This is a genomic window from Algoriphagus sp. (genome assembly GCF_029254265.1).
Lineage (GTDB): Bacteria > Bacteroidota > Bacteroidia > Cytophagales > Cyclobacteriaceae > Algoriphagus.
Window position 1 is genome coordinate 32,389 of record NZ_JAQWXX010000001.1, and the last position, 12,259, is coordinate 44,647.

General features: G+C 39.5%; 7 protein-coding genes. 4 read left to right on the forward strand and 3 right to left on the reverse strand.

Annotated features, from left to right (window positions below; genetic code table 11):
* Positions 1 to 35: 35 nt before the first annotated feature.
* The 3 genes from P8O16_RS00140 to P8O16_RS00150 all read right to left on the reverse strand — a co-directional run bounded on the left by P8O16_RS00140 (position 36) and on the right by P8O16_RS00150 (position 7,474).
* Positions 36 to 1,601 carry a SusD/RagB family nutrient-binding outer membrane lipoprotein gene (locus P8O16_RS00140; RefSeq protein WP_300309602.1) on the reverse strand — a complete coding sequence of 522 codons (1,566 nt, stop codon included), beginning with the start codon at positions 1,599 to 1,601 and terminating at the stop codon, positions 36 to 38.
* A gap of 31 nt (positions 1,602 to 1,632) precedes the next feature.
* Positions 1,633 to 4,761, reverse strand: coding sequence for a SusC/RagA family TonB-linked outer membrane protein (locus P8O16_RS00145; RefSeq protein WP_300309605.1), 3,129 nt, complete (start codon positions 4,759 to 4,761; stop codon positions 1,633 to 1,635).
* A 550-nt stretch (positions 4,762 to 5,311) separates the two neighbouring features.
* Positions 5,312 to 7,474 carry a glutamine synthetase III gene (locus P8O16_RS00150; protein WP_300309607.1) on the reverse strand — a complete coding sequence of 721 codons (2,163 nt, stop codon included), beginning with the start codon at positions 7,472 to 7,474 and terminating at the stop codon, positions 5,312 to 5,314.
* Positions 7,475 to 7,705: 231 nt separating this feature from the next.
* On the opposite strand from P8O16_RS00150, the gene mtaB reads away from it, so the two are divergent.
* The 4 genes from mtaB to P8O16_RS00170 all read left to right on the forward strand — a co-directional run bounded on the left by mtaB (position 7,706) and on the right by P8O16_RS00170 (position 11,877).
* Complete coding sequence (mtaB, locus tag P8O16_RS00155) at positions 7,706 to 9,025, forward strand: tRNA (N(6)-L-threonylcarbamoyladenosine(37)-C(2))-methylthiotransferase MtaB (RefSeq protein WP_300309609.1); 1,320 nt, start codon at positions 7,706 to 7,708, stop codon at positions 9,023 to 9,025.
* A 122-nt stretch (positions 9,026 to 9,147) separates the two neighbouring features.
* Positions 9,148 to 11,157 (forward strand): alpha-amylase family glycosyl hydrolase, encoded by a 2,010-nt coding sequence (locus tag P8O16_RS00160; protein WP_300309611.1) that lies wholly within the window; start codon positions 9,148 to 9,150, stop codon positions 11,155 to 11,157.
* A gap of 86 nt (positions 11,158 to 11,243) precedes the next feature.
* Positions 11,244 to 11,642: a hypothetical protein gene (locus P8O16_RS00165; protein WP_300309613.1), complete on the forward strand. Its 399-nt coding sequence runs from the start codon at positions 11,244 to 11,246 to the stop codon at positions 11,640 to 11,642.
* Position 11,643: 1 nt separating this feature from the next.
* Positions 11,644 to 11,877 (forward strand): hypothetical protein, encoded by a 234-nt coding sequence (locus P8O16_RS00170; protein ID WP_300309615.1) that lies wholly within the window; start codon positions 11,644 to 11,646, stop codon positions 11,875 to 11,877.
* Positions 11,878 to 12,259: the final 382 nt, after the last annotated feature.

The window sequence follows — 12,259 nt, forward strand, 5'->3', positions numbered from 1 at the left end:
ATAAATTTGGTTATTAAATTAGAATATAGGGCAAATTAATTACCTCCGTCCCACCAAACTTTAGTAGCAAAAAGATCACCACCCATTCTTGAAACAGCGGCCTGATAATTTTCAGGATTTGCTCCGATTTCAGATTCCCAATATCTCAATCTTCTTGGAATGAAATTACCTTCGAATGCATTCGGATCTTGAGTTGGAGTTAATGCTGGATATCCAGTTCTTCTCCAGTTCGACCAAGACTCGATATCATTCAAATAAGTGGCTGCCCAATATTCTTCACCGATCAATTTCAATTTATCAGCATTAGAAGCAGCATCAAATCCTCGACCAGCGATATACGTTTGAATTTCTGGACCAGTCTTGGCAAATGAAGGGTCAAAAATAACCCAAGATGAAATTGCTGCAGTAACACCATTAGTAAAGTGGGTTGATGGATTACTAGAAATCCAACCCTTCACAGCAGCCTCAGCTCTCATTAATTCTACCTCTGCATATGAAATTAAGTAGTAAGGATCTTCCCAATCCAAATATTTCAGATTAAGCATAGAGAAGTTTTGCTGAACTGTAGAAAAACCGTCAAGTGTACCCGGAGGCACTGCATCTACTAAATTGGTTGAATTGTAGCCATTTGGAAGACCAATTTGCTTTTCAGGATCAGTGATCCAAGTAGACGCATCATCTGGATTACCTACACCACCTGTAATAATCATCATTCGGGGGTCATCATTAGCTTTCATCCAGTTCAAGAAAGTCTCAGAAATCTTGCAATCTCTAGAGTACTTATAAGTGTTCCAATAGCCATCATTCAGGCCGTTACGGTTTACACCTTGTGGTCCTGGGGCATAGTGAATAAATGCAATGTCATCATTACTGGTAAATGCGCCACTAGTATTGGCTTCAGTAAATACAGACTGAGCGGTAGAAGGATCAACATTACTCATTCGCATTGCCATTCTCATCAAAAGCGAATTTGTAAACTTCTTCCACTTATCAATATCACCACCATATAAGAAATCCTGTACTCCAAGCGATCTTGCAGAAGGAGAGAACTTATCTCTGGCTGCTTTCAAATCAGCAATCATAAGAGAATATACCTCTTGCTGAGACTGATAAGTCGGGAACCAATTCTCCTCAGCTTCTAAACCATATCCAGCCTGAGTGTAAGGAATATCTCCATACATATCTGTCATCCTTAGAAGATCAAACACTCTTAATACTGTTGCTGCTGCATTGAGATTCGCTTCGTTTGGATCCTCTGAAGTCTTAGTGATTACGTGAGAAAATAACCGAATTACGTCTGTAAAGTGTCTCTCCATGTAGGCACCGCTATACTGTGCACTGTAGAAATATTTATCTCCACTAAAATACCCTGCAGTTGATGCCGTATGCTGAATCATTGTTGCTGCATAAAGCATGTTTGCTCTGGTGTTTTCATATTCTCCACCGATTCTCAATGTACCTAGGGAGAATAGATAACGCATATCGATATCCTCAACTGCGTTTTCATTTATATTTAGGTCCAATAAATCTTGCTCATTACAAGATGTGCCAAGGAGGATAGCTCCAAGCAAAAGACCGGTAATTTTATTTCTTAGTCTCATAGTTTCGTTTTTTTAGGTTAAACCTTCGGTCTTAGAAGTTAGCAGATAGGTTAAATCCAATACTTCTGTTCGCAGGAACTGAGAAAAACTCCAAGCCTTGAGAGTTACCAGATGTAGTATACGCAGCTTCAGGATCAAGATTTGGCACATTAGACCAAAGGATCGCAAGATTTCTACCCACCACAGAAAGAGAAAGTGACTGGAATGGAGTCTTTTCTAGGAATTTCTTCGTGAAAGTATATCCGAAGGAGAATTCACGAAGTTTTCCAAAAGAAGCATCATATACCACATTCTCTGATACTTGAGCATATCGTTGCCAATAGTTATCAATAAGATACTTAGTAGGATCAGAAGGATCTGCCGGAATAGTCCAAGTACCAGGGGCACCCTCCGGTGTCACACCGGTCACAGTCAGATTACCATCTCTTCCAACCAAAGTATTCTTATGAAGACCATTTTGGTAAGCAAAATAGTTCGTGCCTGACATCATTGATCCACCAGATCTAAAGTCAACCAAGAACATCATTCTGAAGCCTTTGTAAGAGAAGTTATTGGAAATACCTCCCGAAACTGGATGACGACCTTCTGCGATGGTTTCATATCCTGAGGTAGTCACAGGGTATCCATTTGCATCATAAACCGGTTGACCGTTGATTTGAAGATGTTTGAAACCAGCAATCATTCCAAGAGGCTCTCCTACAATATGACGGATCCGCTCTCTTCTTACCCGAGACTCATCTAGGTTGATGAATTCAATTGGATCGCCAGCGGCATTAGTTCCCAAGCTAAGAACCTCAGAAATGTTTCTTGCATAGTTAAATGAAATATCCCAACGGAAATCACCTATAATTGGAGTTACGTTTAGGAGTACTTCTAAACCTCGGTTTTCCAGCTCTCCAATATTCACGGTGGTAGATCCAAATCCTGAAGTTGCTGAAATACCGGTATTCAGAATATCATCTGAAGTTCTTCGCTTATAATAAGCCAAATCCAATCCGATTCTGTTTTCCATAAACCTGATATCTGTACCGATTTCCCATTCAGAGGAAAGGTATGGACCTAGGTTAGCATTAGGAATAGAACCGTTATTGATCTGTCCAAGACTAGCTCCACCAATATGTCCAGCTCCAACCAAACCATAGGTTAGATTCAATGCGTATGGATTTGGACCACCACCGCCTACTTGAGCCCATCCACCTCTTAATTTCACAAATGTGAAGAAATCAGGCATTTTGACCATATCTGATATTACAGCACTGACACCTACTGAAGGGTAGAAAATTTTACTGTTTTCAGGAGCAAGTGTAGAGAACTGATCTTGACGGCCTGTAAGGTTTAAGAAGATCATATTTTTGTAACCTACGTTTGCAGCTCCATATATTGAGTTGATCCCAAACTCGGAAAATCCGTATCCAAATGATGGTGCTGCAACATTAGTAACACTGTGGAAATATGGAACGACCAAGTCGTTTCCACCACCTCTTTTACTTTCATTTGTTCTTCTCAGTTGATTTCCACCTAAGAAACCATCCACATCGAAATCACCAAAAGTTTTATTGAAACCGATCATAATATCAGCGTTGTTCTCGCGAACTGTTCTCGCAGAAGTATTATAACTACCTCTAGGTTTGAAAGCTGTACCATAACCTTCGTATCCATCTTCAGCTCTAACCTGAAAATCAGTACCATATCGACCCTGTACATATAACCAATCTGTGAGATCATATCTTAGTGACATGTTTCCAAATACTCTGTCAGTCACATCAGTTCTTCCCCACTGATAAGCTGCCCAGTAAGGATTAGTCTGGAATACATTTCCCTGATATCTTAATTCAGTTCCGTCAGGATTAGCACCCAGCTTATTTGGATCTCCTTTAATTACATCCAACGGAATATTACCTGGCTTTACTACCATGGAGAAGTTAGCATTACCGGGAGAATCTGAAAGTCTTGGCCTATTAGTAGCTTCTTGCTTGGAATATTGCCCAGACACAGCAAGTGTAAATTTACCCTGCTTACTATTGACATTGATACTTGCTACGTTTCGGTCAAATCCCGAATTTGGAAGCACGTCATCATTAGCCAAATTTGAGAATGAGAATCTATAGCTAGTGCTCTCATTTCCTCCAAATAAGGCCACTGAATTATTCCAAGTACTTCCTTGATTATAAAAATCATTGAAATTCTCTCCTAGAAAAGAGTAAGGACGCTGTTGCCCGTCAAATTGAATTGAATTAGCTCCATCATAAACACCTCCCCAACCATTGGTCGAAGTATTTATTGCCTCATCCTGAGTACCAGGCTTTCTTCCATCCTGACCAGGCCCATAAGTTCGTTGGAAATCTGTACGATCTACCACTTGATCAAAAGTGAAGTTGGAGTTTACAGCAACACCTACGCCTTTTCGAGCGGTACCTTTCTTAGTGGTGATTAGGATTACACCATTTGCTGCTCTTGCTCCATAAAGAGCCGCTGCAGTATTTCCTTTCAATACTGAAATACTTTCAATATCATCCGCATTAATTGAAGAAAGACCATCACCTGCATCATTTCCTCCCCACATACCTGCATTACCAAGGTTACCTGATTCGATTGGCACTCCATTGACAACATATAGTGGCTGATCCGCACCAGTTAAAGAAGAACCACCTCGAATCACTACTCGAGTAGATCCTGCTGCACCTGTGGATGGCGGCGTCACATTCACACCTGCAACCTTACCAGTTAATGCATTTCCCACGTTAACTGCTCTAGATTCTGTGAATTTATCTCCAGAAAGTTGTGTGACTGAATATCCAAGAGACTTCTTGTCTCGTTGCATACCAAAAGATGTCACCACCACCTCTGAAAGCTCATTTGCATCTTCAAGAAGCGTTACGTTTAACTCAGTAAGATTCCCAACAGTAAATTCCTGCGTAGTAAATCCTATAAATGAAAAGACTAGTACTGAACTAGAACTTACAGAAATAGAATACTCACCATCCACATTTGTGGTGGTACCAGTGTTGTTCCCTTTGTCCAGGATGGTTACTCCTGGCATGGGTAGGCCATCCGACTCTGCGGTTACGACCCCCTTGAGAACTCTTGTTTGAGCTTGCACATGAATAGTGAGGCCCACCGTCAGCACAAGAGCAAAAGCAATTGATAGAAGTTTTCTCATAGTTTAAAATAAATAGTGAAATTAAATTGTTTTGAATTCCCGGAATTACGGGTTCTTTCTAAGGAAAGAATTACTTGTTTGTTTTTTACCATAAAATTTAAATTGACCAATAAGTCGACCTGAAGTCTATCCTAATTCACTGAAAAACTGGATTCAAGGAATCAACTTTAGTTTCATTGATCGTAAATCTAAAAATTTCCAATTTCTAACAAAAGATATCTATTATTTTTTTTTAGCAAAAAGAAGATTCTTATTATATTTTTTTATAAAAGTTAAAATATATTTCACTTTATTTTAAAATTCAAGTCGATCTAAAAAAATATTTTAAAATAACCCTGCCTTAAAATTAAAATTTAAAGGATAACAATTAGGGGTTCTCTAATTTTTGTTTAGACAGATAAAAAAGAAATCAAAATATTATTCTATAAAATAGTTTAATTGAACCAAGATTAGTCGATTATTCTGAATAATAAAAAAACTGCAAAAGCAGATCTTAAACAAAAAAGCCATCCCAAATAATTGGGATGGCTTATCTTCTATTAAAAAGCTACTATCTAAGGAAAAGTAACTCTCTGTATTTCACCAATGGCCAAGACTCATCGTCTACCAATAACTCAAGTTTATCAACCGCATATCTGATCTTATCAAAGTATTTTTCTTTGACCTCAGTCTGATAGCTTTTGGCCTGTACTTCAAAATCAGGATTTTTATTGATTTGTTTTCTGGCCTCGATCATAGCTGTGACGTTTTGTTTCAAAGATTCAATATGCTTTGACACTTCTTTGATCGTATCAACAGCAGTTGAATGATCTAATCCAAGCCCTTTCAATCCATTTGCATTCTCGATCATTTTGTTTTGATATAGAATTGCTGTTGGGATGATGTGATTTAAAGCAAGATCTCCCATCACACGACTTTCAATCTGAACTTTCTTGATGAAGTTTTCAAGCATGATTTCATGACGAGCATGAAGCTCTATATGATTCAAAACATTATGACGAGCAAAAAGATCTTTTGTGTCTTTCGTTTTGTAAACATCAAGTGCCAATGGAGTAGATTTTAAATTTGATAAGCCTCTTTTAGCAGCCTCTGTAGCCCACTCTTCAGAATAGCCATCTCCTTCAAATCTTACTTTCTTAGAATCCTTGATGTATTTACGCAACACATTCACGATTGCGATCTTCTTTTCCTTACCAGCTGTCATCTCTTTTTCAATGTCTTTTAGCATTGTTTTAAGGACATCAGCTACAATAACATTCAATACTGTCATTGGCCCGGCAACATTTGCCTGTGAACCTACCGCTCGGAATTCAAATTTATTTCCTGTAAATGCAAACGGAGAAGTTCTGTTGCGATCAGTATTATCGAGAATGATTTCAGGAATCTTGGAAATCCCAAGCTTCATATACATGTTATCACCTTTTTCAATCTTGATGTTTCCGTTCTTTTCAAGTTCATCAAGCACCTCTGTCAGAGTTTTACCAAGGAAAACAGAAATAATTGCCGGTGGTGCTTCATTTGCACCTAACCTAAAATCATTTCCCGCAGAGGCAATGCTTGCTCTTAACAAATCAGCATAGTCATAAACAGCTTTAACAGTAGCTACCAAGAAAGTTAAAAACTGAAGGTTCTCTCTTGCAGAATTGCTTGGCTGGAACAAATTCACTCCAGTGTCTGTGATTAGGGACCAGTTGTTATGTTTTCCACTTCCATTGACTCCTGCGAAAGGCTTTTCATGAAGAAGAACTTTCAAATCATGTTTTTCTGCAGCCTTTTCCATCACATCCATCAGTAATTGGTTGTGATCTGTTGCCTTGTTAATTTCTTCAAAAACCGGAGCAACTTCAAACTGACCTGGGGCAACCTCATTGTGACGAGTCATTACCGGAATACCCAATTTGTGAGATTCCACTTCAAACTCAACCATAAAGTCTTTAACCCGTGTTGGAATGGAACCAAAGTAATGATCATCTAATTGTTGACCTCTTGCAGGGCTATGTCCATAAACAGTTCTTCCAGCCATCACCAAATCCGGACGAGCTGAAAACAAAGCCTTGTCTACCACAAAATATTCCTGCTCTACCCCAAGAGAAGGTTGCACTTTTTTCACATTTCGATCAAAAAGCTGGCAAACCTGTATTGCAGCATCATTAATTGCCTCAACCGATTTAAGAAGAGGTGTTTTAAAATCTAATGCCTCACCAGTATATGAAACAAAAATTGTCGGGATACAAAGGGTGTTTTCGAAAATGAAAATCGGCGAAGTTGGATCCCAGGCAGTGTAGCCTCTCGCTTCAAAAGTTGATCTAATTCCACCATTTGGAAATGAAGACGCATCTGGCTCCTGCTGAACTAAAGCCGAGCCCTTGAATTTCTCAAGACCTGCATACGCATCAAAAAACGAATCATGCTTTTCAGCAGTTGAGCCAGTCAAAGGCTGAAACCAGTGTGTATAATGAGTCACTCCTTTAGAGAGTGCCCAGGTTTTTACAGCTGATGCCACTTCTTCTGCAGCTGAAGCATCGATTTTTGATCCCTTATCGATCGCTTCCATTACTTTTTTAAACACAGATGGTGCGAGAGATTCTTTCATCTGCTTAGCCCCAAATATATTGGTACCAAAGTAATCTGAGATTTTAGTGGATGGTGGAGTTACTGCTTTTCGCTGTCTTCCCTGCACCATCGCCAAAGCTTGTTGTCTTAGTGTTGCCATTTCTACAATGTGTGGTTTAAAATTAGATGTACAAAAATAGAAAAATACTTGTCTTGAAAAGCTTTTGATGAATTTTTGAGGTATTTTTTTCAAAAAATTACACATTTTTCAAAAAATGAAGCAAAAAATTACCCTAATACCTGAAAATATACAAATTTTGGGCTCAACATTAGGGAATTGAAAACAAGTCAAGTTTAATTACCTTTGTGTACTCAAAAAATAGAACTCATTTTGAAAAAAGTAGCCTTTTACACACTAGGTTGTAAACTCAATTTCTCCGAAACGTCAACAATAAGCAGACAGTTTGAAGCAAAGGGGTACCTAAAAGTAGATTTTCAGGAAAATCCAGACATTTTCATCATCAACACTTGCTCAGTCACTGAGAACGCAGATAAAAAATGCAAGAAAATCGTCAAAGAGGCTAAAAAGATCTCACCTAATTCTTATGTGACTATTATTGGTTGCTATGCGCAGCTAAAGCCAAAAGAAATTTCTGAAATAGAAGGAGTCGATGCGGTACTTGGTGCCGCCGAAAAATTCAGATTGATCGAGTTGCTCGATGATTTCGCGAAGGCACAAGAAACAAAAGTACTTGCTTCAGAAATCCAAGAAGCCACTATATATAATAATGCGTATTCTATCAATGATCGCACGCGTACCTTTTTGAAAGTACAAGATGGCTGCAACTATGGCTGTGCTTTCTGTACGATCCCACTTGCCAGAGGAAAAAGCCGAAGCAATACCATTGAATCAGTTTTGGAGTCTGCTCGAGAAATAGCCGCTACAGACGTCAAGGAAATCGTTCTTACAGGTGTGAATATCGGAGATTTTGGAATAGTAGAAGGAAAACGAAATGAGCGTTTTGCTGACTTGGTCTATGCTATCGATGAGGTAGAAGGAATCAATCGCTTCCGAATCTCCTCAATCGAACCAAATTTGCTGACAAATGAGATCATCTCATTTGTTGCTACCTCCAAACGGTTTGTCCCTCATTTTCACGTTCCCCTTCAGTCTGGTTCAAATACCATCTTGCGTAAAATGGGCCGCCGATATCTTCGAGAGCTCTATGAAGATCGAGTCTCCAAAATCAAAACATTGATGCCGCATGCCTGCATAGGCGTCGATGTGATCGTAGGCTTTCCAGGTGAAACCGATGAGCTTTTCCTAGAAACTTATAATTTCCTAAACGAGCTCGACATTTCTTACCTACACGTTTTCACTTATTCTGAGCGAGCAAATACACGAGCTGCTGAAATGGATGAAGTAATCCCAATGAAAAAGCGGAATGAGCGATCCAAGATGCTTCGGATTCTTTCGGAGAAAAAACGAAGGAAATTTTATGAAGAGAATTTGGGGAAAACTTTCACTGTTCTTTTCGAGGAAGATGTAGAAAATGGAAAAATCCATGGTTTTACCGAAAACTACATCCGAGTAGCTGCAAAATATGACCCAATGCTTATCAATGAGCTAAAATTAGTTACCCTTGATCAAATCAATGATCAAGGCAACGTAGAAGTCTTGGAACCTGACTTTGTGTTTGAAAAACACTAAATCAAAGGGGATTGCTTTTTGCGATTCCCTTTTTTTATTCCCTAATCTCCTAAACTTTTTTATTCATTCATTCCAAACCAACCTATTTTTCCTAAATTCAACTCAAGCAAAATCTATTTTTCGTGAGCAAAAAACACATTCCCACTTTAGTCCAAGATGAACCTTGGTTGGCAGATTATGAAACGCAGATCAAAGCAAGATCTGATCGATTTAGCAAAGCGCTCCATGAAATCAAAAATTACAGTGGAAGCATAACCGAATTTGCGGGAATGCATCTCTACTACGGAATTCATTTCGAAGCCTGGCGAAATGGCTGGGTTTATCGGGAATGGGCTCCCGCCGCCAATCAACTCTATTTTATAGGTGATTTCAATGGCTGGAACCTTTCCTCCCACCCGATGCGGCGAAATTCTCGTGGAGATTGGGAAATTTTCTTGCCCTATGAGGAATATAAAGATCGATTTATCCATCAGGGAAAAGTAAAAGTGAGGGTAGAATCTGCCAAGTTCACCTTGGATCGGATTCCTGCTTACATCACGAGAGTGGTTCAGGATCCTGAAAATCATGATTTCGCAGGGCAACTTTGGTTTCCTGAGAAATTCAAATGGAGCGATTCAAAGTTTTCTCCGAAGTCCAATTTCAAGCAACCATTGATCTATGAATGCCATATCGGGATGGCTCAGGAGAAACTGGGAGTTGGGACTTATGCGGAATTCGAGGAACTCACTTTACCTCGCATCAAAGCAGCAGGATACAATACCATCCAGATGATGGCAATCATGGAGCATCCCTATTATGGTTCCTTTGGTTACCATGTCTCTAATTTCTTTGCTCCTACATCCCGGTTTGGAACACCTGAGGAACTCAAATCCTTGATCAATACCGCGCATAAAATGGGAATCGCAGTGGTCATGGACATTGTACATTCTCATGCAGTGAAAAATGTAAATGAAGGACTCAACGAGTTTGATGGCAGTGAAAATCAATATTTTCATCCTGGAGAAAGAGGCTATCATGAAGGCTGGGATTCCAAGCTGTTTGACTACGGCAAATTCCAAGTGCAGCAATTCTTGCTTTCGAATATCCGCTATTGGTTAGAAGAGTTTCATTTTGATGGATTCCGATTTGATGGGGTGACTTCGATGATTTACAATCATCACGGACACATTTCCTTTGGAGATGCATCAGCATATTTTGATGAGGGCGTAGATGAGGATGCGGTTCTTTACTTGCAGTTGGCAAACACACTGATTCATACAGTGAATTCAAATGCTATTTCTATTGCTGAAGAAGTAAGTGGGATGCCTGGGCTTTGTAGAAAAGTGGAAGATGGTGGAATCGGCTTTGATTTCAGATTAGCCATGGGAATTCCTGACTTTTGGATCAAGACCCTCAAGCACAAGCTGGATGAGCAATGGGACATGTTTGAGCTTTGGCACGAACTGACCAATCGACCGAAGAAAGAAAAATCTATCGCCTACGCAGAAAGTCATGACCAAGCCTTGGTGGGTGATAAGTCCATCGCCTTTTGGTTGATGGATAAGGATATGTACTTCAATATGTCTATCCTTCAACCCAGTTTGGTCGTAGATCGAGGAGTGGCGCTTCATAAAATGATTCGGATAATAACCCTTACCCTAGGTGGCGAAGGCTATTTGAATTTTATAGGAAATGAATTTGGTCATCCGGAGTGGGTAGATTTTCCACGAAAAGGAAATGACTGGAGCTATCAATATGCTCAAAGACAATGGTCACTTGTCGACGACCCACTACTTCGCTACCAGCAGCTAAATGCTTGGGATAAGGCGATGATCAAACTAGCTACTGATTATAAGCTTCTTGCTTCCCCACCTGCTGTGCAACTTCACTTGGATCCTGATAAGAAAATATTGGCCTACGAGCGAGGTGGATTGATCTTTGTGTATTCCTTCAATCCTACGGAGTCATTTTTTGGCTTTCCGATCTATGTTCCAACTTCAGGAAGCTACCAGATTATTTTAGACTCTGACGAAAAGCGCTATGGAGGTTTTGAGCGATTAGATCCATCAATCAGCTATCCTACCGGTGATTCCCAACACCTCCAACTTTATATTCCAAACCGGGTGGTCATCGTACTCGAGCGAAAAAAATAAAAGAGGGTAAAACCGTGTCCATTGATCCGCATAAGATATATAAATATGGAAAAACCGTAGCAATAAATAAGTTGTAAACCATTAAAATGAAACACCAAATTAAAATAATATCCACTGATTTAATGGACAGGTTCGAAGGCACTGTTCAGTTTGAAATTAATGGAAATATTTATTCAGGGTTCTTCTATGGTGAAGAGTTTAAGGCAGGACAACTTATTGAAGCTGATTTCGGCAATTTAGAAGATGGACTTGATTGGGATGTTATTTTTAATGAGAACAAGAACAAAGAACTAAAACTTGAACAAGCTAATGATTCCGAATGGAGTTATTATGGATATGGGCAAATTAAATCTATTGACCCTATAATTGCTGATTTTGGAGATATACAATTAGACTTAGGTAATTGGACAAATGACAAAAATGTAATCGGAGATTACATTTATTGGAAAGTTGAACGCTTGGATATTAGCACCAATAAAGATTAGAATGGCGAATATTAAAGACGAATTGATAACAAAGAAAGAAGGTTATGAAGCAATGCTTTATTTATTAAAAGCATACTGGGAGAATAGTGGCTCAAATGATTTAACTGATATTCTAAGTGGCGGTGAATATTGGAAAGGGACTGATGAACCTGCGGACTCTGCTTTTTGGGAATATTGGACAGAAGCAATTGACAAAGTGAAATCAGATGGCCCTATGTTTAAAGAACTAAAATAAAACGGTTTACAATCGAGTAGCCTGACCTGAGCCAGACGGCTCAGGTTGAGGCTCTCACACCACCGGATCCTTCCTTCGTCAGGACAGGCCAAGCGGGTCTCGTATACTGCGGTTCGTAAAGCATAGCATGATCGCTCTTTACTCCGATGATACCTTTCCACTACTTTTAAGTATAGGCTATACATTGTATTCCCATACGAATTTTCGCTTCACAATACGTTCAGTCCTTCACTACTTCTGTGAGACCTCCATAGTTCTTATTGGGCTCGTTCCTCGTAGCTACTATGACCTCGGCTGACTTCTCTTGGATGTTCACGACATCCAGAGACCTCCCCAGGTAAGAGCATATTCCTTCCCTCAATATCCACTGGATCTACCATCT

What these genes read in the sequence shown, in the direction of transcription:
- P8O16_RS00140 (WP_300309602.1), bottom strand. Translation starts at nt 1,601, where the DNA reads ATGAGACTAAGAAATAAAATTACCGGTCTTTTGCTTGGAGCTATCCTC.
- P8O16_RS00145 (WP_300309605.1), bottom strand. Translation starts at nt 4,761, where the DNA reads ATGAGAAAACTTCTATCAATTGCTTTTGCTCTTGTGCTGACGGTGGGC.
- P8O16_RS00150 (WP_300309607.1), bottom strand. Translation starts at nt 7,474, where the DNA reads ATGGCAACACTAAGACAACAAGCTTTGGCGATGGTGCAGGGAAGACAG.
- P8O16_RS00165 (WP_300309613.1), top strand. Translation starts at nt 11,244, where the DNA reads ATGAAACACCAAATTAAAATAATATCCACTGATTTAATGGACAGGTTC.
- P8O16_RS00170 (WP_300309615.1), top strand. Translation starts at nt 11,644, where the DNA reads ATGGCGAATATTAAAGACGAATTGATAACAAAGAAAGAAGGTTATGAA.